The sequence below is a fragment of the Schaalia turicensis ACS-279-V-Col4 genome (genome assembly GCF_000296505.1).
Lineage (GTDB): Bacteria > Actinomycetota > Actinomycetes > Actinomycetales > Actinomycetaceae > Pauljensenia > Pauljensenia turicensis_A.
This window is the reverse complement of the sequence record NZ_JH815208.1, coordinates 148,998-174,468: the sequence shown is the minus strand read 5'-3', so window position 1 is coordinate 174,468 and position 25,471 is coordinate 148,998. Positions and strand designations below refer to the sequence as shown.

Sequence of the window (25,471 nt, the reverse complement as noted above, 5' to 3'; positions counted from 1 at the left end):
ACCTTGTGGAGGGGACTGCCGATCACGGTGGTTCCCTCCACATCTGTCCATGAAAGGACTGATCCATGCGCTCATTGGCCTGTGACCTCGAAACGTACAGCCCCGTCAACCTCACCAAGTCCGGCGTGTACCCGTATGCCACTGATCCTGAGTTCGAGCTGCTTCTGTTCGGCTACAGCATCGACAGCGGCGACGTCCACGTCATCGACCTCGCCAGCGGCCAGCAGCTGCCCGACGAGCTGCTTGCCGCACTCGTCGATCCTGGCGTGGTCAAGTGGGCGCATAACGCCGCCTTCGAGCGGGTCGCATTCTCGGCGTGGCTGCGCCGCCACCACCCAGACCTCCTCGCTGAGGAGTTTCTTGATCCGGCGCAGTGGCGTTGCACGATGGTGTGGGCGGCCTACCTCGGTCTGCCGATGAGCTTGGATGCGGTCGGTACGGCTCTTGATCTCGACGTCAAGAAAGACAGCGCGGGCAAGAAGCTGATCAAGCAGTTCTGCACGCCGGCAACACCGAGCGTGTTGAACGGTGGAGGCACCAGGAACCTACCTGCATCTGACCCAACCGGCTGGGCGCAGTTTGTCGACTATAACCGGCGCGACGTCGAGGTTGAGCTCGCAATCCACGACCGGCTCTCGCCATTTCCGATGCCCGAGGCCGAGTGGGACGCCTATGCCCTGGACCAGACCATCAACGACACCGGAATCCTGCTTGACCGCACCCTTGCAGATGCTGCCGTCGCTCTCGACGGCCAACACAGCACGGCGACATTGGTGAGGGCGCGGGAGTTGACCGGCCTGGAGAACCCGAACTCACCGATCCAGTTGAAGGACTGGCTCACCACCAACGGCTGCAAGATGTCGTCCTTGGCGAAGGCAGAAGTCGCAGCTGCGCTAGAGACTGCCACCGGCGTGGTGCGGGAAGTGTTGGAGCTGCGTGGCGACCTCGCGAAAAGCTCGGTGAAGAAGTACCAGGCGATGCACAACGTGGCAGGCAGCGATGGACGGGCTCGTGGGCTCATCCAGTTCTACGGCGCGGGACGCACCGGCAGGTTCGCCGGACGCCTCGTCCAAGTCCAAAATCTGCCTCGAAACTACCTGCCCGACCTCGATGCTGCCCGCACCCTCACCCGACAAGGCAACCTCGACGCGCTCGAACTGCTCTACGACTCCGTCCCAGACACGCTCTCCCAATTGATCCGGACAGCGTTCATCCCTAGCGAGGGTTGCCGGCTCATCGTCGCCGACTACTCCGCGATCGAAGCCCGCGTGATCGCTTGGCTGGCCCGAGAAACATCCACCCTCCGAGCCTTCCGTGACGGCAAAGACCTCTACTGCGAAACCGCGTCGCGCATGTTCGGCGTGCCCGTCGAGAAACATGGCGTCAACGCCGAGCTTCGCCAGAAGGGGAAGATCGCCACGCTGGCCTGCGGTTACAACGGCTCCGTCGGAGCGCTCAAGGCGATGGGTGCGCTGCGGATGGGATTGGCCGAGCACGAACTCAAACCGACCGTCGACGCCTGGCGGGCAGCCAACCCCAACATCGTGCAACTCTGGGCAGACGTCGAGCAGGCCGCCCTCGACGCGATCACTACCCGCAGTACCCTCCGGCTGCGCAACCTGTGTTTCTCGGTCGAGTCGGGCATCTTGTTCATCACCCTGCCCTCGGGCAGACGGCTGGCGTATGTGCAGCCGAGGCTTGGTGAGAACCGGTGGGGCGGCACCTCCATCACCTACAGCGGCGTCACCACGGGCAGGAAGTGGGGTCGACTGGAAACCTACGGCGGGAAACTCGTGGAGAACATCGTCCAAGCAGTCGCCCGTGACCTCCTCGTCCACGCCATGCAGCTCGTCGCCGAGGCTGGGCACAGGATTGTCATGCACGTCCACGACGAAATCGTCATCGACGAACCCCAAGACTCGGTCTTCACCGTCGCTGACGCCTGTGCTCTCATGGCGACGCTCCCTGCCTGGGCAGACGGGCTACCGCTCAACGCGGATGGCTACGAATGTGACTACTACCAGAAAGACTGACCAGGTTTGGAAGTTATCCACAGGGTTCGTTTCGAGAGCGCACGGAAATCACATCAGTGTAATTAGGCAGGTAAAATCTATCCCATGAACACCGAAGCCCCGAATCTCGGGGTTGCGAGGCGTTCGGGGCTGGTACCTAGTTTGGTCTCTAGGATTCCAACTCTACATGCTCTCGTGCGTAGTGTTCACCATTTGGCGAAAGCCAGAAAGAAGGTGTCTCATGGCACGAACTGTTCACCGAAGTGCGTCTACAGGGCGATTCGTCAAAGCTTCGACGGCTCGCCGAAGCCCACGTACAACGACTGCAGAAACGGTGGGTAACGGCGGAAACCGTCCAGTGCACCGCTCATCCATTACCGGCCGTTTTGTTACGGAAGCCACGGCTAAACGGCATCCAGACACTACTATCCGGCAGGGAGTTTGAGCGTGAAGATCAATTTTGACGAGAAAGCTCTTCAGAAGCTCGTTCAGCCTGCTATGGATGAAATGGCTAAAGGGTACAACCGAGATTTCGAGTCACTGGCTCGTCAGTATCGCGGTAAGCCTGTAGAACAGATCAAGCCCGCGCTGCAACGCATATTCAAGAAACGCGGAGGAAAGATCAGCGATCCCGAACTGAGTGACTACGCTCAGCAAATCAGCGACGGAGTGAAGATTATTTTCCGATCATGACCTCCTGAACCGTCGATGTGAGAGGCGTCCTAACTAGCACAACTAGTTGGGGCGCCTCTTTGCGTGGATTGATGTAGACCGTAATAACTTGCTGGGCGGCCTACTGGTAGTCGAGGACGATTGCCGGGTCAGCGTCGAGAAGCTCATGCAAGTACTGGCGGATCTGCTCATCACTCCGGCTCCGCACCAGTGCTTGGTCGAGGTCACGCAGGTACTCCAAGAGGCAGAACAGGCGCATGTTCTGGAACACCGCCCATACGGTCGCTTTATCCATCTCGCTCATAGCTCTCATGATCACCTGACCCGTAGTGGAAGGTCTACCGGATATACCCGGTATCGACCTGGGGTTGACCCGTCCGGATTCGTCGGTCCTCAGGGGCGTATGGGCGAGAGCCTCAAAGCTCAGTGACCAGAAACTCTGCCGAGGGGGTTAACTCCCTGCTGGTTTCTGGCCTCCTACTGAGAGCCATGTGCGTAACCGCGCCACCTACTTGTCTATCAGGCTCTCAGAAATGGAGCCGACTCATGATATGCCCCAATGATCCACGCGTCGCCACGTTCCTACGCGACCTCGACACTGACCCACTACAGACAGCTATCGCGTTACTGGATGCCCTGCGCGTGGCTCATGCCCGCATCGACAACCTGGAGCAACAGGTCGCCTGCCAGGCGCGAATGATCGACGCCTACCACGCTCTCGCCTTCGGGCAGACGGGAGACCAGTCATGACCGCCGCTGCCCTCGACATCGGTATCCCGAAGAAGAACATCGAAGGATACCCCGACCCCACCTGCTACAAGGCGCTGAAAGAAATCCAGCGCGCCGAGTACGGGTATCGGCCCTTGGTGTACATCTGCTCCCCGTACTCCGGAGACATCGACGCCAACGTGAAACTTGCCCGCCGGTTCTGCGCGTTCGCGGTGTCGGCACGCCGGATCCCACTCGCCCCGCATCTGCACTATCCGCAGTTCATGGACGACACCGACCCGGATGCCCGTGAGCTGGTCATGTTCTTCAACCGCATCCTGCTGTCGAAATGCGAACAGCTATGGGCCTACATCGGACATGTGTCGGCAGGGATGCGCGCCGAAATCGACTGGGCCCACCAGATGAACATCCCCGTCCGCTTCTTCAACGCCGACTTCCAGGAGGTGCACCCCGCATGACCCCGTTTACCTTGTGCGCCGCGACCAACAGCGGCAACCCGCACAACAACCACTATCCGAACCACCACCACGTCACCGACCAGGCTGACCTGCAGCTGGTGGCCAGGTGGGATCACGTCGCCGCCACCTACACTGGCGATCGGCGCTCGTCGGCGAGTTTCGTGTCCTCGGATTGTGTGGTGATGGACATCGACAACGACCACACCGAAGAATCGTCCGACTGGGTCACACCGGAGAAGCTCGCCGAGTTGATGGCTGGAGTCGAGTTCATGACCGCCACTTCCCGGAACCACCAGAAGGCGAAGGGCGTGCTGTCGGCGAGGCCTCGTTTCCACGTCTACTTCCCGATCACCGAAGTCACGGACGCAGATACCTATGCGGGGTTGAAGCGCCGCCTGGCAGCCCGGTTCAGGTTCTTCGACCCGCAGGCGTTGGATGCCGGACGGTTCATCTACGGCACCACCAACCCCGAGGTCACCGTCCACGACGGCACGAAGCTACTGGATGCTTGGCTGGACGAAGCCGATGAGATCGACGTGTTCGCAGCGTTCGATGCCTCGACCCAGGTGATCGGGGAAGGCTCCCGCAACGCCACCCTGTCCCGCTTCGCCGGGCGTGTCCTGATCCGTTACGGGCAGACCGCACAGGCCCGTGACCTGTTCGATCGGAAAGCATTGCTGTGCGAGCCGCCCCTGTCGGATCACGAGTTGGAGTCGATCTGGGGCTCGGCGTGCCGGTTCGCCGCCAAAGTCGCTGCCGATCCGGACTACCTCTCGCCGGAAGTGTACGCGGAGCTGACGAGCCTGCGGCCGGATGATTTCACCGATGTGGGGCAAGCTTCGATGCTCACCGCAGAATACTCGTCACGTCTGGCATTTACGGAAGCCACAGACTGGCTCGTCTACGACGGGGGCGTGTGGTCTGAGTCTGCGCCTGCTGCGCAAGGCATCGCCCAGGAACTGACCGACCGGCAACTAGCCGAGGCCGGCCATCTGTTGGAGAAAGCCCGCGACCAGCTCGCGGTGACGGGCGCGGATGCGGTGCTTGCAGCCGCTTCATCGAAAGCGAAAGCACTCGCCGGTTTCACGTCAGCTCAGCGGGCCGCCTACCGGGCGTTCGAGGATGCGAAGGCCTACGAGGCGTTCGTGTTGAAACGCCGTGAGTCCCGGGCAATCACCTCCTGCCTGCGGGAAGCGCACCCGATGCTGCTCACCACGCCCGATCAACTGGACGCTGACCCGTATCTCCTCAACACGCCGTCTGGGACATGGGATGTGCGTGACGGCACCCGACGTGACCATAACCCGCTGGATCTGATCACGAAACAAACTGCGCTCGACCCCACCGACACGGGCACAGACATCTGGAAACAGGCGCTCGACGTGTTCTTCGAATCCGACCGGAAGCTGATCGGATATGTGCAGCGGATCGTCGGGCTGGCAGCGGTCGGGAAGGTCATGGTCGAAGCGCTTGTAATCGCCTACGGGGACGGCCGCAACGGCAAGTCCACGTTCTGGAACACGATCGCGAGAGTGCTCGGCACGTATGCGGGCAACATGTCCGCCGACGTGCTCACCATTGGCGGGAACCGGAACGTCAAACCTGAACTTGCCGAGGCGAAAGGCAAACGGCTCATCATCGCCGCCGAGTCCGAAGAAGGCGTAAGACTGTCGACCTCGACGGTTAAACAGCTCGCCTCCACCGACCAGATCTACGCGGAGAAGAAGTACAAGGCGCCGTTCGCGTTCACCCCGTCCCACACGCTCATCCTCTACACAAACCACCTACCGAGGGTGGGCGCGATGGATGCGGGCATCTGGCGCAGGCTCATCGTGATCCCGTTCAACGCGGTCATCGAGGGTAGCTCCGATGTGAAGAACTACGCCGACTACCTCTACGAGACCGCCGGCGGAGCGGTACTTGCATGGATCATGGAAGGCGCGCGGCTCATCCACGCCGAGGAGTACCAGCTCACCCCGCCCGCCCAAGTGGTCGCTGCCTCAAGCGCATATCGGGAAGAGAACAACTGGTTCGCCCAATTCCTTGACGCCCGCTGCGAGGTGGACCCGGCCCTATCCGAACGCGCCGGTGACCTGTATCAGGAGTATCGGGCGTGGGCGCAATCCACCAGCGGGTGGGCGCGGCCGATGGTCGACTTCAACGCCACTCTCGAACAATCCGGGTTTGAACGACGCAAGTCCAAGCACGGCATGTACGTCTACGGACTAGCTCTGACCAGCGAATTCAACAGCTAAACCCGATGAGGGTGACGACCGGTGACGACCGGTATTGAACTATTACTAAGGCCATAAAAATATCGCCTTTAGAAAAGTTCAAATCCAACCGTCACCAGTCGTCACCCCGTGGAAAACCACTCAAGGAGTGACCATGAACGAACACCACATCGAAGCCCAGCTCAAAAAGGCCGTTGAAGCCTCCGGGGGCTTGTGCTGGAAGCTTGTCTGCCCTGGAACCAGTGGCGTACCTGACCGGCTATGCCTGATGGGAGGCCAGGTCGTCTTCGTCGAAGTGAAAGCCCCCGGCAAAAAGCCTCGGCCGATCCAACGCCGACGGATGAACCAGCTACGCCAGCAAGGCTTCACCGCGTTGGTTGTTGATTCGATGGACGGCATACAGGAGGTGCTTGATGCACTACACGCCGCATAACTACCAACGTCAAGCGACCGATTTCATCATCGACCATGACGAGGCCGCGATCTTCCTTGGGATGGGTTTGGGCAAATCGGTGATCACGTTGACGGCGATCTGGCAGCTCATGCTCGACTACTTCACCATCCACCGCGTCCTCGTCATCGCACCACTGCGGGTAGCCCGCGATACGTGGCCAACCGAAATAGCGAAGTGGGATCACCTGCGAGGTTTGACCGTATCGGTCGCTGTCGGCACCAAACAAGACCGGCTGAACGCTCTCGCGGCGTCTGCGATGGTGACCGTCATCAACCGGGAGAACATCCCCTGGCTCGTGGGTCAGTACGGCGATGGCTGGCCGTTCGACATGGTCGTCATCGACGAACTGTCCTCCTTCAAAAACCACCGGGCGAAACGATTCACGGCATTGGTGAAGGTTCGTCCGCACGTGAAGCGTTGGGTAGGCCTGACCGGAACACCAGCATCCAACGGGTTGATGGATATCTGGGCACAGTTCCGGCTCCTCGACGGCGGCGAGCGTTTGGGCCGTTTCATTACCCGCTACCGCGAGCGCTGGTTCACCCCCGATAAGCGCAATGGGATGCAGGTGTTCACCTATAAACCCCGCGAGGGGGCGGAGGACGAGATCTACGACGCCATCGCAGACATGACGTTGTCGATGCGCACCACCGACCACCTGCAGCTACCGGAATTGACGGTCACGACGATGCCCGTGAAGTTGGAGCCGAAAGAACGCAAGGTCTACGAGCAACTCAAAGCCGACCTCGTCCTCCAACTTGGTGAGGCGACGATTGATGCTGCGAATGCTGCTGCGTTGTCGGGCAAGCTCCTGCAGTTGGCATCGGGCGCGATCTACACGGGCGATGGCGAATGGACGGCGGTTCATGATCGGAAGCTTGACGCCCTCGAAGACCTCGTCGAGGCAGCCAACGGCAACCCACTGCTCGTGGCCTACTGGTTTACTCACGACCGCGAACGCATCATCGCGCGATTCCCGCAGGCTCGCGAACTGAAAACAAGCGCGGATATCGAGGCATGGAACAAAGGTGCGATCACCCTCGCACTGATCCACCCAGCATCTGCCGGTCACGGATTGAACCTGCAGGCAGGTGGGCATCTGCTGGTGTGGTTTTCGCTTACCTGGTCTTTGGAGCTTTACCAGCAGACGAACGCTCGCTTGTATCGGCAAGGGCAATTAGAGCCGGTCACGATCACGCATCTGGTTGCTGAGGGGACGCTCGATGAAGCCGTCCTTAAAGCCCTTGATGCGAAAGACGCTACGCAGGCTGCGTTGATTGACGCGGTCGCCACCGAACTCACAACCACAAGCAGGAAGGAGTCGTCATGCATGTGATGACGAAGTACCTCGACACAAGGAAAGCTGCGATCGCTGCGTTACAGGATTATGCGGTGATGGAACAGATCATCGAGAGTACCGACGAGCAGATCAAGGCGGCTTATGCGGATGCGGCTAGCCCCGCATCCCCACGTATGGACGGCACCCCGCCATCAGGCGACCTTCACGCTTCGGAGAACAGCATCGTTGCAACGATCGAGCGCATCGACACCTACAAAGCCCGATACGCTGAGGCGCGCCAGTACATGGACTGGTTCCTGCCTGCATGGGAGATCCTCTCCGAGGATGACCGGTTGGTGTTGGAGGCGTTCTTCCTCGGCGAGGGTACCCAGGATGATGCGGTCCAGCAGATCTGCAACCACTTCTATGTTGAGCGCACGACCGCCTACCAGAAGAAGTCGCGCGCGCTGGCTCGTCTTGCGACCGCTCTGTATGGCCGTTTGTGAGGGTTTTGCACCCTTGCGCCAAAAGGTGTCAGGAACGGCGGATGCATTTACCGTTTCCGGCCTGCAATGATGTAGGTGGTTGAAAAGTAGGAAAAGCCCCAAGAACCCACACACGGGAGTCTTGGGGCTTCACCACATCCAGTGGGAAGGAGCAAGCGATGCCGGTCAAACCAGCGTCCCCGTGCTCCCATCCTGGTTGCCCTGAGCTCACCCACGAACGTTTCTGCGAGCAGCACGCGAAGGTGGAAGACGCACACTATCGGAAGTATCAGCGTGATCCGAAGATCAACGCCCGCTACGGCGCGCGCTGGCGTAAAATCCGCGCCGCCTACGTCGCCGCCCACCCGCTCTGCGAAGACTGCCTCGCGGCCAGCCGGTACACGCCCGCACAGGAAGTCCACCACGTTCTCCCGCTTGAGCACGGTGGCTCCCACGACTTTGATAACCTCCGCGCCTTGTGTAAGCCCTGCCACTCGCGCCAGAGTGCGCTCGATGATGATCGCTGGAGGCAAGCATCTAGGGTCTACTCGTATTGACGAGCCCGCTACGTTCGCGCCTGTCGCGTCGATCATTTAGAACTTCAAAGTTGCCTACCCGCCTGGCGTTTGCCGAACACGAGCCACCGTCGAAAGCCTGACGAGGGGTAGGGCCGTCGAATCTCTACAGCCTTGGCACAGGTCAGCGGGCGGGGCCAACCGCGCGCAAAGTCCCCGAATCAAACAAGGTATTAACACTTCGGGCTTCGTCGGCAGTACCAGTGAGGGGTGAAATCCCGCTGAGTGTTGCTCGGTTTTCTTGCGCTTTGTCCGTCCGGATTTGGGTTTCCCAGGGACGTACAGGTGAGGGCAAAAAACTCGGAGCTTCTCATCCGGTGTTCTGGATCCCTCCCTGGCAGGTGTTCGCCTGTCTTGAATTAACAAACTGGTTTCTAAAAAGGAGGAATCATGACAGATCAAATGGTGCTAAAAACACAGCAATGGCTCAATCGCACCTATAGGAGCAAGGCTGGTTTCGGTTCAGTCGTAGAGGACGGATATACCGGCTGGGGCACGGTCAACGCTTTGATTCGGGCCCTGCAAATCGAGCTGGGTATTACGACAACGGCGAACAATTTCGGACCGGGAACTATCAGTCGCTTCCAGTCTCGGTGGCCTAACGGCATCCACCAGCAGGATGACGGTGCGCAGGAGACTTCTAATGTGTACGGCATTATCCAAGGTGCTTTGTGGTGCAAGGGATATTCTGCTGGTGCCAGCGATATCACTACGCATTTCTATAGCGGAACTGGAAAGGCCATCAAACAGCTTAAGAGCGACATGGGCATTGGTGGAGATTCCACTGTGACGCTCGACGTCATGAAAGCGCTGTTGTCAATGCAGCAATTCGTCCTGCTTCGCTCTTATGGGGGCATTTCAGCGATTCGGCAAGCACAGCAACAAATCAACCAACAGTATCGCGCTTATACCGGAATCATCCCAACCGATGGACTCTACGGTCGGGAAATGAACACTGCTCTGATTCAGGTCTTGCAAGCCATTGAAGGATTTAGCCCTGCGGAAGCCACAGGTAATTTCGGCAATGGCACCAAAGCGCGTCTAACAATAGTTACACCCAGCAATGCGGCAAGTTTACCGAAGTGGGCTTGGCTAGCTCAGGTTGCTCTAGTGTGTAACCGGATTTCTCCCGATATCTATCCTTCTGCACAAACCGCACTGTCAACGTTCGTTCCGCAATTCCAAGCAAAGTATCAGCTCCCACGAAGCGGGGTGGTCGACTCGACTACATGGATGAGCCTGTTGACCTCGAAAGGTGATCCGAATCGCGCCTGCAAAGCATGCGATACACGCTTCGAGATTACGGCTGAGCGACTCAACCTACTTAAGGCGAACGGCTATGAGATCGTAGGACGTTACCTGACTGAGCCGAATCAGGATTCAAAAGATCCGTCTGACTATTTCAAAGCAATTCGCCCCGGAGAACTTGAACGCATCACCAACGGAGGAATGAAGTTCTTCCCGATTTTCCAGGAGTACTCAACCAAGCTTCGACATTTCACGCGGGAAAACGGCGCTCGGCACGCGACGCTCGCAAGGCAAGCAGCCCAAAGACTTGGCATTCCGGGAACGTATATCTATTTCGCAGTTGATTTCGACGCGACCGACCCCGAGGTCACAAGTCACATTCTTCCGTATTTCCAGGGTGTGCGTGGAAGCCTGGGAGGCGGATACAAAGTAGGCATCTACGCCTCGCGTAACATTTGTAGCCGCATCATTAAAGCCGGCTACGCTGGAAGCGCGTTCGTCTCGGACATGTCTACAGGATTTTCTGGCAACCTTGGCTTCCCTATTCCTGACGATTGGAACTATGACCAGTTCACTGAAATCAGTGACTACAAGGGTGCTGGTTTTGACCTAGACAGGGTCGCCTATTCAGGACAAGCAGCGGCAGTTGATCATGTTGCTCCTTCGAGTGCCGGTGGCGCTGCGCCCGACACCAGCATTGATTACACCAAGCTGGCTCCGATTGATCTGATCTGGCATTTAGAGAAACGCTTCGAAGAACTTCGTGCCAGTGGCAAGGTTGGAAAAGACTACGTTGCGGGTTCTCATGGTGCGGGAACGCGGATTGCCGTTCCGACTTGGCGTTGCATCCTCAACTATTTAGCAAAAGCCTACCTGCGTGACGGTGGTAGTGGATCTGCGGTGAATTGGTCCGTGTCTGCCGAAAGTTTCAGGAGTGCTGACGCGAGCGTACTCGAGAAGGACGCTGTAGGCAAGAAGATCATCGCTGCCTTGAATCGCTATATTGATAACACGTGGCGGCAATCCATGACCGACAAGACCGGAGAATCGGTTGATCTGGCGCATCTGGCGGCAACAACACTTGGATACACCAACTGGAATGTTATCCCTGATGCGTGGACTGGCTGGGCCGGAGACCTAGCTACTGCCATGGAGAATATTCAGAAAACACTTGAGTGGAATCCCAGTGCGAACCTGGATCAGGTGGCCACAGCTCTAATCGGTCAAGGTAACGATTACCGTCAGCATCCTGGCTTGAAGGGGCTAGTACTTGACAAGAAAAACGACAAGGGAGAATGGGAATCGGTAGGAAACAACTGTAACCGTGACGACCTCTGCTGTGACGGAGACGCCATCGTCATCGCTAACACGCTAGAAAACGGCAACGACTCCAACGCTCATCTTCTGTCAGCAACACTGCGAGAGTACTACAACAACTCCAGCAAACTAGCCAACAGATTCAAGCAGATTGCCACCAGCGTTAATGCCTCAAATACATCAGGAGCGTTGGCAGCATTCACTTCAGTCATGTCAGGAGTCCCAGGTAGGGTTCTAAGGCGAAAGCTAGCTGGTTCAATTTCCTCAGAGGTAAATAATAAAGCCTGCGAGAAACTAGCGAACTTCATTTTCTGACGGATTATTAGGTTCAGAAACATGGCAGGCTACCCGTTTTCGTATCACTAAACGAATCAGGTAGCCTGCCATGAAAATGACAGCTGGGATTCCGTAAAGTCCGCACCATTTAACATCCGAAGGAGAATCTGAAGCTACTTGATACCAAATGTGATTTCCGGTTGCAAACACGCTTCCTCCAGTTGAAATCCAAAATGCCATACTGTCAGCAACCAAGCCAAAGCAGTAAAGCAAGAGTGGCAAAACAAAAAAGTTTAGCTGCCAGTCTGCTACCTGGATTTTCCGGGTGATTAATAATGCGACTACAGGTATGAGAATCGGTTCAATGACTGCCGCAGGGTACAGCACCCACACCAGGTCGCTGAGAAAAACAGTCTGGAATACCAGAACACATACGGCATAGACCAGAGCGATTTTGACGATATCACGCATCAGTGCCCTTTCCCTCACCATACCTAGTCAGAGATAAGCCAACTTCACTATTGACTGAAAGCTCATCGATGTTGGAACTGTCTCCATGCCTGTCTAAACTGCCACGTAATAGGAAACCGCTGGGCGCTATCCTGAGGCAGGAATTTGTTTTGTTGGCTTTATTGTGGACGCGGAGCTTCTTAATCGCCCAGTCGTAGTGGCTAGGCGCCGCCGACACAAAATAGGAGCCCAGCGATGTGCCGCCTGTCCAGGGGAAATACTTCTTGGTGAATAGCTCCTCGTTGGTGAACTTGCCGATGAGCTCGATGATCTGCGAATGGCTCGAGGCCAGAATCTCCTGTATGTCGCCCAGTGGCGTGTCTTGGTATTGCTCCCAGATTTCCGTATTCAGTGCTGGCGTGGTTCGCCACGTGTGAGGTGCGGGCAGGAATGACTGGGCGGTCCCGTTTTGATTAGCGTCAACAAAGTCGAACAGCATCTTTTGCCACGCGTATAGGTGGGCAAGGACATCGCGTAGGTTCTTGTCTCTGCCCCAGTGGGGTTCAGGACGGTCGAAGTCAGCACCGAAAAACAGGCTGACCTTTTCTATCTCTGGTCGCATGGAGTCAATCAATGCTTGCAGCACATCCCATTGGGAAGTGGTTGCTTCTAACAGTTCCGTTTTCGTTTTCGCTCGACCCATACCTAATTGCAACACAAGACGGCACGAAATTAGTAGAGGAGGCTTACGCCGTGGCGAAAGACGGAACGAACCGTGGTGGCCGCCGCGTCCGTGCGGGAGCGAAGCCTGATCCGCTGAATGAGAAGCTCGCAGCTGGCCGCCCAGCCACTCGGCTTGAGGATCCGCTGGGTGAGCCGTTCGACTTTGAAGGCTCTGATATTGGTGATGGTGCGGTGCTTGCTGGTGAGACCATGCCTGAACCATCGGATTATCTCTCCGACATTCAGCGCGATGGCAAACCACTCGGCGCTGACCTCGTCTACCGAGAAACATGGCAATGGCTCGACCAACGCGGCTGTTCCCAGTTTGTTGCACCGCGCTTGATTGAATCCTATGCGCAGTCTTTCGCGCGGTATGTGCAGTGCGAGCAGGCGATCTCCAAGTTCGGCCTGCTTGGCAAGCATCCGACCACGGGTGCCGCGATCGCTAGCCCATTTGTGGCGATGAGCCAGTCGTTTGGGAAGCAAGCGAATGTGTATTGGTATGAGATTTACGAGATCGTGCGCGCCACCTGCACCACCGACTACTCGGGCGCAGCTCCTGGTGATGACGTGATGGAGCAACTGCTCAAAGCCCGCTCCTAAAACAACCCTTTTTCGTGCCTGCCTGTGTTTGACGGGTGGGCGTTTTGTTTCGCCCCTTTTGATCTGAAAGTGAGTGTGTGTATGTCTGTTACGAAGACTGCTGAGGCCGTGTGTGTCGGCCATCCCGATAAGCTCTGCGATCTGATCGCTGACACGATCCTTGACGATATCCTCTATGAGGATCCTGTTGCCCGCGTTGCAGTAGAAGTGATGGCATCTGGGCGACGGATTATCGTCACAGGTGAAATCACCACTACCTGCCGGCCGCGTATTCGTGAATCGGTGCGTTACGCGCTGGTAAAGGCGGGTTATGTGCCGTGGAAGTTCCTCGTCTTCGTCTGGACACACCGCCAATCCCCAGACATCAACGCAGGAGTCACCCGATCGCTCGAAGCACGGTTCGGTGACGACACCGAATTCGCCCTCCAAGGAGCAGGTGACCAAGGCACCGTCTTCGGTTACGCCACGGTCGAGACCCCGGAGCGTTTGCCATTGCCGCTTGTGCTCTCACACGAGATTTGCGCCCGCCTCGATAAGGCGCGCAAGGACGGCACGATCACCGGGATCAAGTCCGATGGTAAGGCGCAGGTGACAGTTCGTTACGACGATGTTGGTAGGCCCGTGGCGGTTGAGACGGTGGTGGTGTCGATCCAACACGAGAAGATCAAGGATCTGGATGAGCTTGCAGCTGAGGTCAAAACACTGATCGTCGCACCCGCGTGCAAACCGTACCTGTCGATCAGCGCCGACACCGAGATTCTCGTCAACCCCTCCGGATCTTTTACGGTTGGTGGGCCGAAAGCAGACACGGGTCTGACGGGCCGCAAGCTGATGGTCGACACCTACGGCGGACTCGCGCTCCATGGTGGTGGCGCGTTCTCGGGCAAGGACGCCTCGAAGGTTGACCGTTCGGGTGCCTATATGACGCGCCTGATCGCCCGCACGATCGTCGACGCTCGTCTGGCTCATGAGTGTCAGGTGGCGATCAGTTATGCGATTGGGAAAGCTGATCCGGTCGCCTTCACCATCGACACCCTCGGCACCGGCGAATACTCTGACGAGATCCTCACTGCTGCTGCGCGGGAAGTGTTTCCGCTGCGCCCCGGAGCAATCATCGACGCCTTGAACCTTCGCAAGCCTGGCTTTACACAGTATTCAACCTACGGTCACTTCGGCCATGCCGGTCTGCGCTGGGAGAGCTCGTTCGCTCACGTTAATGCTTTAGGGAAGGCGGTGAAGAAGCATGCTCATGAAAACAATGCCAATAGCTGAGCTGAAGCCCGCTGACTACAACCCTCGTAAAGACCTCCAGCCCGGCGATCCCGAATACGAGAAGCTCAAGCGATCCCTGACCGAGTTTGGCTACGTCGAGCCCGTTATCTGGAACTCCACCACCGGGCATGTCATTGGTGGTCATCAGCGCTTGAAAGTGCTCGAAGACCTCGGCCACACGGACGTGGACGTGATCGTCGTGGAGCTGGATGAGACGCGCGAGAAAGCACTCAACATCGCGCTCAACAAGATCAGCGGCGAATGGGACCAGGACAAACTCTCACTCTTGATTGCCGACCTCGATGCTTCGGATTTCGACGCTGAACTCACCGGTTTCGATGACGCTGAGATCGCGCAGCTTATCGGCTCATTGGATGAGGGTGAGGTGGAGGATGACGAGTTTGACCTCACCGCCGCGTTAGAAGCTGCTACTTTCGTGGAGCGTGGGGATATCTGGACGCTTGGCCGCCACCGACTCGTGTGCGGCGACGCCACCAGCGCCGAGGACGTCGAGTTGTTGATGGATGGTAAGCGTGCGAATCTTGTGTTGACCGATCCGCCATATAACGTCGCCTTCGAATCAGGATCCGGATTGTCCATCAAGAACGACAAGATGGATGGCGATAAGTTCTACGATTTCCTGTTATCAGCGTTTTCGAACATGGTGGGCGTGTGTGAGAAGGGCGCATCCGCGTATGTGTTCCACGCTGACACTGAAGGATTGAACTTCCGTCGCGCTTTTCAAGATGCTGGTTTCTACCTGTCGGGCTGTTGTATTTGGGTTAAAGATTCCCTCGTATTGGGACGTTCCCCGTATCAGTGGCAGCACGAGCCGGTGCTATTCGGGTGGGTGAAGACGGGTAAGCACAAGTGGTACGCCGACCGGAAACAAACCACGATCTGGAACTTCGCCAAGCCCCGCCGCAACGCTAACCACCCCACCTCCAAACCGCTGGATTTGTTGGCGTATCCGATCGGGAACTCCACCCAGGCGAACACGATCGTGCTCGACACCTTCGCAGGCTCAGGCTCCACACTCATGGCAGCTGAGGCAACCGACCGCATCGCCTACTGCATGGAACTCGACGAAAAATACGCCTCCGTGATCCTGCGCCGCTACGCCGACGCCACCGGAGACGCCGCAGGAATCACGTGTCTCCGCGACAGCCAGCAGCTCGCCTACCTGGATGTCGTGAAGGCAGTGGATCGAGGCACCACATGACCGCGTTGACGCTTGGCTCTCTGTTTGACGGGTCGGGCGGCTTCCCACTCGCCGCCCTCAACGTCGGTATCCGCCCCGTCTGGGCGTCCGAGGTGGAGCCGTTTCCGATCCTCGTCACCACCACCCGTCTGCCCGCGGTCACCCACCTCGGCGACGTCAACACTATCGACGGCACCGTGATCGAGCCGGTGGACATCATCTCGTTCGGGTCGCCGTGCCAAGACCTGTCGGTCGCAGGACGGCAGACCGGGCTGGCAGGTTCACGTTCCGGCCTGTTCTTTCAGGCTGTTCGCATCATCAAGGAAATGAGGGAGGCGACTAATGACCAATATCCCCGATTTGCTGTCTGGGAGAACGTGCCGGGAGCCTTCTCCTCCAACCAAGGGGCGGATTTCGCCGCCGTCCTCACGAGCCTCATCCAGGTCGTCGCGCCGTCCGTCCCTGACGTGCCTGTTCCTGACACGCGGTGGGCCGACGCTGGGACCGTCGTGGCAGGCGGATGCTCGGTTGCGTGGCGTGTACTCGATGCGCAACATTTCGGCCTCGCCCAACGACGCCGCCGCATCTACCTTGTCGCAGATTTTGCAGGCCGATCCGCACCCGAGATTCTTTTTGAGCCCGCGAGCCTGCCAAGGAATCCTGAATCGGGCGGCACGCAAGAACAAGACCATGCCCACACCCCTGAAGCAAGCCTTGGAGGCCGTAGCAGCTCGGTGATATTGATGGATCATCATCCGCAGGACTCGAGGTTGACCGTCAACTCCTTGGGGGTGGTGCAGACGCTGACTGCCCGGATGGGCAACTCACCCACCAACGTCCCCATCCTCCTCGACGCCCCAGAGGAACGCAGGGTGTTTGGCCTGAATTCGATCCACCAGTCCCGCAGCGGTGGCGGCCACTACGGCTACGAAGCAGAAGTGTCGAAAACCCTCGACCTGAAAGGCGGAGAGCCGACCTGCAACCAAGGCGGCATGGTCATCTTGGAACCCGTCTATGCCGCATCCAAGGCCGACTATTTCACCCGCACCACCAAGGATCAGGCAGGTGCGCTGCTGGCCACGGATTACACCGACCCGCCCATGGTCGCCAGCTCGTCGCTGCGCCCCAGACGGTTGACGCCGGTCGAGTGCACCCGGTTGCAGGGCTTCCCCGACGACTGGTGCGACCAGCTCGCCATCACCGACCCCACCGATGCCCAGCTCGACTACTGGGTGGACGTGTGGGCCGAATGGAACCGCCTCCGAGGCGTTAGGCCGCGCTCCCGCAAGCAGGTCGCCAGCTGGCTCGCAGACCCGACGTCGGATTCGGCGCAATACAAGTTGTGGGGCAACGGGATCGCTTTGCCCGTGGCTCGCCACGTCCTTGAAAGACTGAAGAATTTTGCTCGCGCAAGGACTGGATAAGCGCTCGCACCTATGGCTGTATGTACATGACCAAACGACCCCCTAACTAGAGGAAAGAGGAGATGGAGGATGGTCATGAGGGTGAGCTTTCTGGCGAAGCGGCTGAAGCCTACGACGTCCTTTACGACGCCATCACCAAGGACAACCAATGAGCATTGAAAACGAGAAAACAGAGCTGACCCAACCCTCCGCTCATGAATCCTCTTCCGGTGATGAGGTTCAGCTTCCGATCGTCCCAGTTGAGTCAGATGCCACGCCCTCACCACCAGCAGAGACCATCGAAGCCCAAGAACTCCCAGCGCCCAAGGCGGCGTCCTTCGACTTGAGCCTGCCAATTCTCGAGGTCCTCACCGACCCGACCATGTAGCCCAGTACTACACCAATTTTTAGATGCCTTCACCCCAGATGGGTGTGGGCAATTTTTTATGCCCACGAAAGGAATCATTCCCATGTCTCTTCACGCCATCTGGCACGCCATCCAAACCGGGATCGCTGGTATTGGTGCCTGGCTCGCCGCTTATCTTGGAGGCCTCGACGGCCTCGTCTATGCGCTGATCGTCTTCGCTATCGCCGACTACATCACCGGGGTGCTGGCCGCCATCAACGAGCGCCGCCTCTCCAGCGCAGTTGGTTTCAGGGGTATCAGCCGAAAGATCCTCATCTTCACCCTCGTCGGCCTCGCCCATTTGATCGACGTCCACATCCTCGGAGCACCCGGAGTCCTACGCGCGGCGGTCATCTTCTTCTACCTATCCAACGAAGGCATCTCCCTCGTAGAGAACGCCACCCGATTGGGTCTGCCTGTCCCGGCGCAGATGCGCGGGGCGCTCGATGCGATCGCCAATCGCGCCGAAACCAGACCCTCACTCACCGAACCACCAACCACTGAAAAGGAGATTCACTGATGAAGAATTGGAACACGCTTGAGGCCGACATCGACCTCATCATGAACACACACTACACACCCGGCCGCAACGGCAGGCGGATCGATAAGGTCATCATCCACCACAACGCCGGAAACCTCACCATCAGGGGCTGCTACGACGTGTGGCAGTCCCGTCCTGCATCCGCCCACTACCAAGTCCAAACCGATGGCACAATCGGCCAGCTCGTATGGGACCGCGACACCGCTTGGCATGCAGGCAACTTTGCCGCCAACACCACCAGTATCGGCATCGAACACGCCGACGTGTCCTCGAACCCGTGGGCGGTATCCGAAGCCTGCCTGGATAACGGTGCACACCTCGTCGCGGCCGTTTGCAAGTTCTACGGCCTTGGCCGCCCGGCGTGGGGCAAGAACGTGTTCGGGCACAAAGACTTCATCCCAACCGCCTGCCCAGCCTCATTGGCTGGCTCCCAGCACACCGCCTACATGGCTCGCGCCCAGTCTTGGTATGACCAAATGACCGGCAACACCCCAGCACCAGCACCAGCACCTGCTCCTGCAACGCCGAACATCGACACCCTCGCCGACGCGGTGATTCGCGGCGAGTACGGGAACGGGGAGGAGCGTAAGCTCCGCCTCGGAGCCAACTACGCGGCTGTCCAACAGCGAGTGAACGAGAAGCTTTCCGGCAACGCATCCGCCCCGAAGCCAGCAGGGCCCAACATCGACGCATTGGCTGATGCAGTGATTCGCGGTGATTACGGCAATGGGGAGGAGCGCAAGCTCCGCCTCGGAGCCAACTACGCCGCCGTGCAAGCTCGCGTAAATGAGAAGCTCGCGGGCCGTGCACCTGCCGCCAAGCCTGCGGGTCCCAACATTGATGCTCTTGCCGACACCGTGATCCGTGGCGAGTACGGCAACGGTGAAGATCGTAAGCGCCGCCTCGGAAATCTCTACAGCGCTGTCCAGGCGCGAGTCAACGCCAAGCTCGGCTACTAACAGCTAGAGGTCAACGAACTTAGCCCCGTCACCACTGTGACTTCCCAGATTCTCGGGGAGCCGGTGGTGGCGGGGCTTTTCATCATTCTTGAGGTTTTCTTACCCGTCCGGATTCGCAGGTGCCCGAGGGCGTATGGGCAGAAGGCCCACACGCGACCTCCGGCGAAGGGTTAACTCGGCACGCATTCGTGGCCTTCTACGGAGAGGAGGCCAGTGATGGCGTTAGATGAGAGAGAAAAACAAGCAGCCAGGCGCATGCGCTTGGGCGGGCTTGGGTATAAGGCGATCGCTGCACGTCTTGCGGTCAGCCGCGATCAGATCCGCGCCTATGTCACCCGCACAGGTATCGAACCAACAGCGAAAGCTGACCCTGATGGGCGGTGGTGCCGCTGGTGCGGAATCAAACTGTCGCAACGCGCGGATGGGAAGAAACCATCATTTTGCTGTAGCGAGCATCGGCGGGCGTTCTGGCATACCCACCCAGAAGCAGGCACCCGCAAAGCCTTCTATGAGTTCACGTGCGCAAACTGTGACATGCCTTTTCAAGCGTATGGGAATGCGGGGCGTAAGTACTGCTGCCATGCCTGCTACATCCGCCACCGGTTCGGCACCAAGGGTGGCAGTCGATGACCAAGGGCGTGTTTGATGCCGAGGTTGATCTAGCCAGGGTTGTGGGGTTCATTGATCGGCTCACTGACACTGGTGCACTGACGGACAGTGAAGCCCGCGTGGTGTTGACTCGTGTGGCGGGGGAGTTTCCTGCTGTTGTTGGTGGGCTGATTTTGCGGGTTCGACTGGATAAAACGCGGGTTTAGAGCGTAGATGGATACAACCAGCTGAACCCCTTATTTATTAGGGGAAACGAGCAGTGTAAGGAGATTGAGATACGTGGGTGAGATGAGGGTGATCCCGGCGAGACCAGCACGGCCGCAGCGGTTGAGGGTAGCGGCCTACGCGCGGGTGTCCACTGAGCACGAACGGCAATTGTCGTCGATCGCCGCCCAGGTATCGTACTACTCCCATCTGATTCAATCCACCCCTGGGTGGGACTATGTCGGGGTATTTATCGACGAAGGTATTACCGGCACCTCCACCAAGCATCGCGATGGATTCAAACACCTCATGGACACCGCTAAGGCAGGCGGCATTGACGTTATTTTGACGAAGTCGATCTCTCGCCTTGCCCGCAACACTGTCGACCTGCTCGCTACGGTCCGTGAGCTCAAAGATCTTGGTGTGGCGGTGCGTTTCGAGCGTGAACAGATCGACACCCTCAGCGCTGACGGGGAACTCCTACTGACCTTGTTGGCGTCGTTTGCTCAAGAAGAATCCCGTTCACTATCCCAGAACGTCAAATGGGCGATCCGCAACCGGTACAAGAATGGTGGCACAAATTCTTTCGTCGTCTACGGCTATAGCTGGGCAAACGGCGAGTTCACCATCATTGACGAAGAAGCCAAGATTGTGCGCTTACTGTTTGCTAATTATCTCGATGGGATCAGCCCGGAGAAAACCGCGACGATGCTCAATGCTGGAGGTAAACGCTCTCGGGGAGGGCGACGGTTCTACGGGTCCGTGTTTCGTCGCATGCTCGAAAATGAGCGGTACAAGGGCTGCCAAATGCTGCAGAAAATGTACCGCCCCACAATCCAAGCACCCACACGTGCCCTCAACGACGGGGAGCTGCCGCGATACTGGGTCGAGCAAGCCCTCCCACCAATCATTGATGAGGCGATGTTTGACGCGGTGCAAGCAGAAATCGCGCACAGGCGTGAGGTGGGCCCGGCGGCGACCCCGTCAAAGAACACGGGCGTATTCACTGGACGAATCTGTTGTGGTGCGTGTGGGAAGAGCTATCAACGCAAAACCCGCACCTACAAGTCTGGAACCTCATACAAGTTCTGGCGCTGCTGGAGTGCCTGCACCGGGAACGGCAACCCCTGCGGCGGACATAATCTACGCGAAAGCCTCCTCGAACACGCCTGCGCATACATGCTCGGCACCCAGGGTTTCGACCCCGTCCAGGTTGGCGAGCAGATCGTGATGATCGAGGCCTTCGAGCATCAGCTCACCTTCCACCTCGCGGATGGAACCATGACACCAGTGGGGTTAACCAGTGAGGGGAGGTTGGCATGAGTCGCACCGTCACAGCGATACCCGCAACAAAGAAATTTGGGAATGTCACAACCCCGTCTGGGGTACCAGCGCGCAGAAGGGTCGCCGCCTACGCTCGCGTCTCTACCGAGATGGAAGAACAAACCTCCTCGTATGAGGCCCAAATCGACTACTACACCACCTACATTCGCTCCCGTAATGATTGGCAGTTCGCGGGCATGTATTCCGATGAGGGCATCTCTGGCACTTCTATGAAACGCCGTGAAGGATTCCAAACCATGATCGATGACGCTCTGGCAGGCAAAATCGACCTGATCCTCACCAAGAGTGTGTCCCGGTTTGCTCGCAACACCGTCGACTCGCTCACTACCGTGCGCAAGCTCAAGGATGCAGGCGTCGAGGTCTATTTTCAGAAGGAAAATATTTACACCTTTGACGCCAAAGGCGAATTACTCATCACGATCATGTCGAGTCTGGCGCAAGAAGAATCCCGCTCAATTTCCGAGAACGTCACCTGGGGCCACCGTAAACGCTTCGCCGACGGGAAAATCATGGTTCCCTACGCTTCACTGTTGGGCTACAAGAAAGGCGAGGAGGGAAACCTCGCCATCGACGAAACCCAAGCCCCGATCGTGCGGCGCATTTACGCCCGCTTCCTAGAAGGCGCAACCCCTCAAACCATCGCCAAAGAACTCACCGCTGATCAGATTCCTACACCGCGTGGCAAACAAATCTGGTCGCCCTCGACTGTGCGATCGATCCTGACCAACGAGAAATACAAAGGCGACGCGCTGCTCCAAAAGAGCTTCACTACCGACTTCCTGACCAAAACCATGAAAGTCAACGAAGGCGAAGTACCCCAGTACTACGTCACCGGCAACCACGAACCCATCATCACCCCAGCCACCTGGGACGTGGTCCAAACAGAACTCGCCCGCCGCGCAGGCAAAGGCACCTCTAATACCCACCCCTTTGCCAACAAGATCACCTGCAGCGAGTGTAGTGGCTCATTCGGGAGGAAAGTGTGGCACTCCACCAGCAAATACCGCCGCTATATCTGGCGCTGCAACAACAAATACAAGAAAATTCATCGTTGCGCGACACCCCACGTCACCGAGGAGCAGATCAAAAACGCCTTCGTCGCCGCCCTGGCTGAGCGCGTCACCAACACTGACGTTCTCGATGACACCATGTGCCTGCTCGACGAAACCGTCTACGACACCCGCGAGTTGGAAACTCAGCAGGCCACGCTAGGGGAGCGGATCGAAGAAACGATCACGCTGATGAACCAACTCATCACCACCGCAGCAGCCACAGCCCACGACCCCGACGACTACGACCGCCGCTACCACCAGCTCGAAACCCGACACCGCCAACTCGAGACCGAGCACCAGCACATCACCGACAAGATCGACGATCTGCGCCACCGCCGAGCACAAGCCATCAAAGTCCACTTCTACCTCGCCACCCTGCCACCACTCGCATACAGCGACCAAGCATGGAACACCCTCGTCGACCACGCCATTATCAACGCTAATGGAGCCATCAGCGTCATCTTCAAAGACGAATAATCGGCCAGCTAACTCGCTCACAGCAATAAAAACCAGCAATTCTACCCCCGTCTTTGGAAAACACCCCCTACCGAATGAATCTGCCCCCAAGCCAGTCTTGTATCAAAATGAACGTCTAAGTCTCTTGTAGCCGGCCACAAGGTTGTTCCCTTGTGGTCGGTTTTAGTGCTAATGCCCGAATTGTGGGGCTATAGGCGCAAACGTGGTGCTTTAGATGGCGTGTCGGTTTTAGTGTCGGGCCGGGAATTGAAATGGGCCCACTGTGCCGCGGTGTGGCACTGGGGATCCCGTCGCCCGCTCAAATATTTAGATCGACTAGACGTAAAAATTTAGCTAATAGGGCATACGGAACATGCTCCTAAAGAATTTTCCATAATGTGACATTTGTCACTCATTTCTTGCGATGATATCAGCATTTTTCCTATTAAAACGCCATTTTTTCTACAGAAACCGCTTAGGATGCAACCATAACAGCGTGCATCTACCAAGAAAGGTGAATGTATAATGTTGCCCACTTTTCGCAAATCATTAATAGTCGCTATATCGACGAGCGCTCTCATACTCACTGGCGGAATAGCAACCGCTCAAGCTTCCGCTGCGGATTCCGCCACTTACCCCGTCAGGATAAGCAAAGTAGCGGAAGATAATACTTCTTCTGAGCTCAAAGATGCACACTTAAGCCTCTCAATTCCGGGAGGCGATCCACAAACCTGGACATCATCAACAAGCCCGCATGAAGTAAAGCTTGCTCCTGGTACATATACGCTTACCGAAACTTCTGCACCGAAGGACTATGATGTAGCAGAGCCGATCAGCTTTACCGTAACAGATAAAGGCACAATCGAAGCCCCGTCAACAGTTTTGAGCTTTTCTCCGGTAGACGCAACTCCAGTAAGAGCCTATAACGATTTCAATGACGAAACTCCTCATTGGGGACAGAATCCTTACGGCAAAAACTACTATGTTGATCGGGATACTAAAAACGAGTCTGCCGCAGGAGACGAGGTCATTTATTGCTTCAATATGGATCTGAACCAACCACCGGACTCTTATAACTATGGTGAAAACATCGACCCAGATGTGACTGGGAAAGAAGTCAATTTCACAGCACGCTATGTTTTCGATGGCTTGGCTCAGTATGCCAATACTCCCAAGGTGCAAGATCCAGCTACTCTTGCTCTTAAAATTCGTAAGGTCATCGAGGCCGGCTATCCAAATAACAAGAAAACTTTTGGCACTGGGCTGACTTCCACCGAGTTCCGCGCAGCTACTCAGCTTGCTGTCTACTACTGGTCAGACTCTTTCACCTTAGAGAAAATCCGCGAAATAGTAGCTAAAGATGGCGTAGATTCCCAGAAAACTCACGGTTTCGGAAGAATTGATACTCCTGAGGGAGCAAAAGTTAAAGCAGCATACGAGAAAATCATTGCCTATGCTGAGGATTCAAATTCAGATAGCGACATTGTTGATAAAAACATCGGCGTTTACATCCCAAACCTTTCGAATTACCAGCGTTTCATTAGCTCCAAGGACACCCCGCAAGAGCGCATTCCAGTTATCGCGATGGTAGATAAAAAGACCGTAGCGCCAGACACCCCGCAGCCAAAGGCGGATGTTAAGGAGTCGCCGGCGAAGAATCCGCAGTCTGATTGCAAGAAGAAGCAGGTCACTGAGACCTTCACTGTGACGACCACGCCATACAAGTGGGATACCGCCAGCAAGACGTGGGTTCTCGATACTGACAAGGCCACCACAGAAGACGTAAATCGTACTCGCGAGATGACCGATGCTGAACTCCAAACCTGTACCCCGCAGCCAAAGGCGGATGTTAAGGAGTCGCCGGCGAAGAATCCGCAGTCTGATTGCAACAAGAAGAAGCAGGTCACTGAGACCTTCACTGTGACGACCACGCCATACAAGTGGGATACCGCCAGCAAGACGTGGGTTCTCGATACTGACAAGGCCACCACAGAAGACGTAAATCGTACTCGCGAGATGACCGATGCTGAACTCCAAACCTGTACCCCGCAGCCAAAGGCGCAGGCCAAGGAACGTTCGCTTGCGTTAACAGGCCTATCTAGCAGCAATCTTCTCGGGATTGGAGCCGCTATGTTCGCAGTAGGAGTTATTGGACTATCTACTCGAAAGCGCTCAAAGGAGTAACTTCCTAGCTAGTTGAAAAGGAACGGAGCCAAGAATATGACAAAATCTTATTCTTGGCTCCGTTCCTATACTCACCAGCCGATTGTTCCTCCGACCCCTCCGGCTTCACCGAAGACGAAGTTGTCGAAGGCCGGTGCTTCCGGAATCCTGACACTGCTGGCCCTCGGTGGCCTGATGACAGCAGATGGAGCTCTTCTGGTGACACGTCGCAAGAAGAACCTCATGCGACCCATTTGATTACAAGGACCTAGTCCTGATCACACAATGGTGCGCCGTCGAATCTCACCGGTTCGGTGGCGCGTCATTATGTATACCCGCACATGAG

At 57.2% G+C, this 25,471-nt stretch carries 26 protein-coding genes; 23 read left to right on the top strand and 3 right to left on the bottom strand.

The features are described 5' to 3' along the window. Positions 1 to 65 precede the first annotated feature (65 nt). Positions 66 to 2,033, top strand: coding sequence for a DNA polymerase (locus tag HMPREF9241_RS00795; protein ID WP_006680367.1), 1,968 nt, complete (start codon positions 66 to 68; stop codon positions 2,031 to 2,033). Positions 2,034 to 2,459: 426 nt separating this feature from the next. Further along, a complete protein-coding gene (locus HMPREF9241_RS00790; RefSeq protein ID WP_006680366.1) occupies positions 2,460 to 2,705 on the top strand; it encodes a hypothetical protein in 246 nt (81 codons plus the stop codon). A 100-nt stretch (positions 2,706 to 2,805) separates the two neighbouring features. Here the strand turns inward: HMPREF9241_RS00790 and HMPREF9241_RS00785 are convergent, their stop codons facing one another. Continuing rightward, positions 2,806 to 2,988 (bottom strand): hypothetical protein, encoded by a 183-nt coding sequence (locus HMPREF9241_RS00785; RefSeq protein ID WP_131367586.1) that lies wholly within the window; start codon positions 2,986 to 2,988, stop codon positions 2,806 to 2,808. Between the two features lie 242 nt (positions 2,989 to 3,230). Here HMPREF9241_RS00785 and HMPREF9241_RS00780 point away from each other — a divergent pair, with 242 nt between their 5' ends. From HMPREF9241_RS00780 to HMPREF9241_RS00745, 8 genes are all read left to right on the top strand, one after another. Next, the gene (locus HMPREF9241_RS00780; protein WP_006680364.1) at positions 3,231 to 3,434 is read left to right on the top strand and encodes a hypothetical protein; all 204 of its coding nucleotides are present in this window, start codon (positions 3,231 to 3,233) and stop codon (positions 3,432 to 3,434) included. After that, positions 3,431 to 3,871, top strand: a complete 441-nt coding sequence (locus HMPREF9241_RS00775; protein WP_006680363.1) for a DUF7768 domain-containing protein — start codon at positions 3,431 to 3,433, stop codon at positions 3,869 to 3,871. The genes HMPREF9241_RS00780 and HMPREF9241_RS00775 overlap by 4 nt, the downstream gene beginning before the upstream one ends. Then, on the top strand, positions 3,868 to 6,126 hold the full coding sequence (locus HMPREF9241_RS00770; RefSeq protein ID WP_006680362.1) for a phage/plasmid primase, P4 family: 2,259 nt from the start codon (positions 3,868 to 3,870) through the stop codon (positions 6,124 to 6,126). Before HMPREF9241_RS00775 ends, HMPREF9241_RS00770 begins: the two co-directional genes overlap by 4 nt. A 133-nt stretch (positions 6,127 to 6,259) precedes the next feature. Beyond that, positions 6,260 to 6,538 carry a PDDEXK family nuclease gene (locus HMPREF9241_RS00765; RefSeq protein ID WP_006680361.1) on the top strand — a complete coding sequence of 93 codons (279 nt, stop codon included), beginning with the start codon at positions 6,260 to 6,262 and terminating at the stop codon, positions 6,536 to 6,538. After that, positions 6,519 to 7,895: a DEAD/DEAH box helicase gene (locus tag HMPREF9241_RS00760; RefSeq protein ID WP_006680360.1), complete on the top strand. Its 1,377-nt coding sequence runs from the start codon at positions 6,519 to 6,521 to the stop codon at positions 7,893 to 7,895. The genes HMPREF9241_RS00765 and HMPREF9241_RS00760 overlap by 20 nt, the downstream gene beginning before the upstream one ends. Next, on the top strand, positions 7,886 to 8,344 hold the full coding sequence (locus HMPREF9241_RS00755) for an ArpU family phage packaging/lysis transcriptional regulator (RefSeq protein ID WP_006680359.1): 459 nt from the start codon (positions 7,886 to 7,888) through the stop codon (positions 8,342 to 8,344). The genes HMPREF9241_RS00760 and HMPREF9241_RS00755 overlap by 10 nt, the downstream gene beginning before the upstream one ends. 158 nt (positions 8,345 to 8,502) lie before the next feature. Continuing rightward, on the top strand, positions 8,503 to 8,880 hold the full coding sequence (locus tag HMPREF9241_RS08905) for an HNH endonuclease (protein WP_006680358.1): 378 nt from the start codon (positions 8,503 to 8,505) through the stop codon (positions 8,878 to 8,880). A gap of 408 nt (positions 8,881 to 9,288) precedes the next feature. Further along, a complete protein-coding gene (locus HMPREF9241_RS00745) occupies positions 9,289 to 11,778 on the top strand; it encodes a glycoside hydrolase domain-containing protein (RefSeq protein WP_006680357.1) in 2,490 nt (829 codons plus the stop codon). Here the strand turns inward: HMPREF9241_RS00745 and HMPREF9241_RS00740 are convergent. Both HMPREF9241_RS00740 and HMPREF9241_RS00735 read right to left on the bottom strand, forming a co-directional pair. Beyond that, positions 11,758 to 12,210 carry a hypothetical protein gene (locus HMPREF9241_RS00740; RefSeq protein WP_006680356.1) on the bottom strand — a complete coding sequence of 151 codons (453 nt, stop codon included), beginning with the start codon at positions 12,208 to 12,210 and terminating at the stop codon, positions 11,758 to 11,760. The genes HMPREF9241_RS00745 and HMPREF9241_RS00740 overlap by 21 nt on opposite strands. Further along, on the bottom strand, positions 12,203 to 12,892 hold the full coding sequence (locus tag HMPREF9241_RS00735; protein WP_083856912.1) for a ClbS/DfsB family four-helix bundle protein: 690 nt from the start codon (positions 12,890 to 12,892) through the stop codon (positions 12,203 to 12,205). The genes HMPREF9241_RS00740 and HMPREF9241_RS00735 overlap by 8 nt, the downstream gene beginning before the upstream one ends. Positions 12,893 to 12,942: 50 nt before the next feature. Between HMPREF9241_RS00735 and HMPREF9241_RS00730 the strand changes: the two genes are divergently transcribed. From HMPREF9241_RS00730 to HMPREF9241_RS00670, 13 genes are all read left to right on the top strand, one after another. Next, positions 12,943 to 13,515, top strand: a complete 573-nt coding sequence (locus HMPREF9241_RS00730) for a P27 family phage terminase small subunit (protein ID WP_040318329.1) — start codon at positions 12,943 to 12,945, stop codon at positions 13,513 to 13,515. Positions 13,516 to 13,596: 81 nt separating this feature from the next. Beyond that, a complete protein-coding gene (gene metK / locus HMPREF9241_RS00725) occupies positions 13,597 to 14,787 on the top strand; it encodes a methionine adenosyltransferase (RefSeq protein ID WP_006680353.1) in 1,191 nt (396 codons plus the stop codon). Further along, on the top strand, positions 14,759 to 16,009 hold the full coding sequence (locus tag HMPREF9241_RS00720; RefSeq protein ID WP_006680352.1) for a site-specific DNA-methyltransferase: 1,251 nt from the start codon (positions 14,759 to 14,761) through the stop codon (positions 16,007 to 16,009). The genes metK and HMPREF9241_RS00720 overlap by 29 nt, the downstream gene beginning before the upstream one ends. Beyond that, a complete protein-coding gene (locus HMPREF9241_RS00715; protein WP_006680351.1) occupies positions 16,006 to 17,412 on the top strand; it encodes a DNA cytosine methyltransferase in 1,407 nt (468 codons plus the stop codon). The genes HMPREF9241_RS00720 and HMPREF9241_RS00715 overlap by 4 nt, the downstream gene beginning before the upstream one ends. Before the next feature lie 148 nt (positions 17,413 to 17,560). Beyond that, positions 17,561 to 17,779, top strand: a complete 219-nt coding sequence (locus HMPREF9241_RS00710; protein ID WP_004007216.1) for a hypothetical protein — start codon at positions 17,561 to 17,563, stop codon at positions 17,777 to 17,779. Between the two features lie 82 nt (positions 17,780 to 17,861). Continuing rightward, positions 17,862 to 18,317 carry a phage holin family protein gene (locus tag HMPREF9241_RS00705; protein WP_006680349.1) on the top strand — a complete coding sequence of 152 codons (456 nt, stop codon included), beginning with the start codon at positions 17,862 to 17,864 and terminating at the stop codon, positions 18,315 to 18,317. Further along, positions 18,317 to 19,297, top strand: coding sequence for an N-acetylmuramoyl-L-alanine amidase (locus HMPREF9241_RS00700; RefSeq protein ID WP_006680348.1), 981 nt, complete (start codon positions 18,317 to 18,319; stop codon positions 19,295 to 19,297). Before HMPREF9241_RS00705 ends, HMPREF9241_RS00700 begins: the two co-directional genes overlap by 1 nt. Before the next feature lie 216 nt (positions 19,298 to 19,513). Further along, positions 19,514 to 19,927: a hypothetical protein gene (locus HMPREF9241_RS00695; protein WP_006680347.1), complete on the top strand. Its 414-nt coding sequence runs from the start codon at positions 19,514 to 19,516 to the stop codon at positions 19,925 to 19,927. Further along, on the top strand, positions 19,924 to 20,112 hold the full coding sequence (locus HMPREF9241_RS00690; protein ID WP_006680346.1) for a hypothetical protein: 189 nt from the start codon (positions 19,924 to 19,926) through the stop codon (positions 20,110 to 20,112). Before HMPREF9241_RS00695 ends, HMPREF9241_RS00690 begins: the two co-directional genes overlap by 4 nt. Positions 20,113 to 20,194: 82 nt before the next feature. Further along, positions 20,195 to 21,433, top strand: coding sequence for a recombinase family protein (locus HMPREF9241_RS00685; RefSeq protein ID WP_040318399.1), 1,239 nt, complete (start codon positions 20,195 to 20,197; stop codon positions 21,431 to 21,433). Continuing rightward, complete coding sequence (locus tag HMPREF9241_RS09185; RefSeq protein WP_006680344.1) at positions 21,430 to 22,983, top strand: recombinase family protein; 1,554 nt, start codon at positions 21,430 to 21,432, stop codon at positions 22,981 to 22,983. The genes HMPREF9241_RS00685 and HMPREF9241_RS09185 overlap by 4 nt, the downstream gene beginning before the upstream one ends. Before the next feature lie 504 nt (positions 22,984 to 23,487). Further along, complete coding sequence (locus HMPREF9241_RS08690) at positions 23,488 to 25,146, top strand: Cys-Gln thioester bond-forming surface protein (RefSeq protein WP_006680343.1); 1,659 nt, start codon at positions 23,488 to 23,490, stop codon at positions 25,144 to 25,146. Between the two features lie 36 nt (positions 25,147 to 25,182). Further along, positions 25,183 to 25,383, top strand: coding sequence for an LPXTG cell wall anchor domain-containing protein (locus HMPREF9241_RS00670; RefSeq protein WP_006680342.1), 201 nt, complete (start codon positions 25,183 to 25,185; stop codon positions 25,381 to 25,383). Positions 25,384 to 25,471 lie beyond the last annotated feature (88 nt).

Coding starts and splice junctions, on each gene's coding strand:
- HMPREF9241_RS08905 (WP_006680358.1), top strand. CDS start 8,503: ATGCCGGTCAAACCAGCGTCCCCGTGCTCCCATCCTGGTTGCCCTGAG.
- HMPREF9241_RS00705 (WP_006680349.1), top strand. CDS start 17,862: ATGTCTCTTCACGCCATCTGGCACGCCATCCAAACCGGGATCGCTGGT.
- HMPREF9241_RS00670 (WP_006680342.1), top strand. CDS start 25,183: ATGACAAAATCTTATTCTTGGCTCCGTTCCTATACTCACCAGCCGATT.
- HMPREF9241_RS00795 (WP_006680367.1), top strand. CDS start 66: ATGCGCTCATTGGCCTGTGACCTCGAAACGTACAGCCCCGTCAACCTC.
- HMPREF9241_RS00755 (WP_006680359.1), top strand. CDS start 7,886: ATGCATGTGATGACGAAGTACCTCGACACAAGGAAAGCTGCGATCGCT.
- HMPREF9241_RS00770 (WP_006680362.1), top strand. CDS start 3,868: ATGACCCCGTTTACCTTGTGCGCCGCGACCAACAGCGGCAACCCGCAC.
- HMPREF9241_RS00695 (WP_006680347.1), top strand. CDS start 19,514: ATGGCGTTAGATGAGAGAGAAAAACAAGCAGCCAGGCGCATGCGCTTG.
- metK (WP_006680353.1), top strand. CDS start 13,597: ATGTCTGTTACGAAGACTGCTGAGGCCGTGTGTGTCGGCCATCCCGAT.
- HMPREF9241_RS08690 (WP_006680343.1), top strand. CDS start 23,488: ATGTTGCCCACTTTTCGCAAATCATTAATAGTCGCTATATCGACGAGC.
- HMPREF9241_RS00765 (WP_006680361.1), top strand. CDS start 6,260: ATGAACGAACACCACATCGAAGCCCAGCTCAAAAAGGCCGTTGAAGCC.
- HMPREF9241_RS00685 (WP_040318399.1), top strand. CDS start 20,195: ATGAGGGTGATCCCGGCGAGACCAGCACGGCCGCAGCGGTTGAGGGTA.
- HMPREF9241_RS00745 (WP_006680357.1), top strand. CDS start 9,289: ATGACAGATCAAATGGTGCTAAAAACACAGCAATGGCTCAATCGCACC.
- HMPREF9241_RS00780 (WP_006680364.1), top strand. CDS start 3,231: ATGATATGCCCCAATGATCCACGCGTCGCCACGTTCCTACGCGACCTC.
- HMPREF9241_RS09185 (WP_006680344.1), top strand. CDS start 21,430: ATGAGTCGCACCGTCACAGCGATACCCGCAACAAAGAAATTTGGGAAT.
- HMPREF9241_RS00785 (WP_131367586.1), bottom strand. CDS start 2,988: ATGAGCGAGATGGATAAAGCGACCGTATGGGCGGTGTTCCAGAACATG.
- HMPREF9241_RS00720 (WP_006680352.1), top strand. CDS start 14,759: ATGCTCATGAAAACAATGCCAATAGCTGAGCTGAAGCCCGCTGACTAC.
- HMPREF9241_RS00700 (WP_006680348.1), top strand. CDS start 18,317: ATGAAGAATTGGAACACGCTTGAGGCCGACATCGACCTCATCATGAAC.
- HMPREF9241_RS00715 (WP_006680351.1), top strand. CDS start 16,006: ATGACCGCGTTGACGCTTGGCTCTCTGTTTGACGGGTCGGGCGGCTTC.
- HMPREF9241_RS00775 (WP_006680363.1), top strand. CDS start 3,431: ATGACCGCCGCTGCCCTCGACATCGGTATCCCGAAGAAGAACATCGAA.
- HMPREF9241_RS00740 (WP_006680356.1), bottom strand. CDS start 12,210: ATGCGTGATATCGTCAAAATCGCTCTGGTCTATGCCGTATGTGTTCTG.
- HMPREF9241_RS00760 (WP_006680360.1), top strand. CDS start 6,519: ATGCACTACACGCCGCATAACTACCAACGTCAAGCGACCGATTTCATC.
- HMPREF9241_RS00690 (WP_006680346.1), top strand. CDS start 19,924: ATGACCAAGGGCGTGTTTGATGCCGAGGTTGATCTAGCCAGGGTTGTG.
- HMPREF9241_RS00710 (WP_004007216.1), top strand. CDS start 17,561: ATGAGCATTGAAAACGAGAAAACAGAGCTGACCCAACCCTCCGCTCAT.
- HMPREF9241_RS00735 (WP_083856912.1), bottom strand. CDS start 12,892: ATGGGTCGAGCGAAAACGAAAACGGAACTGTTAGAAGCAACCACTTCC.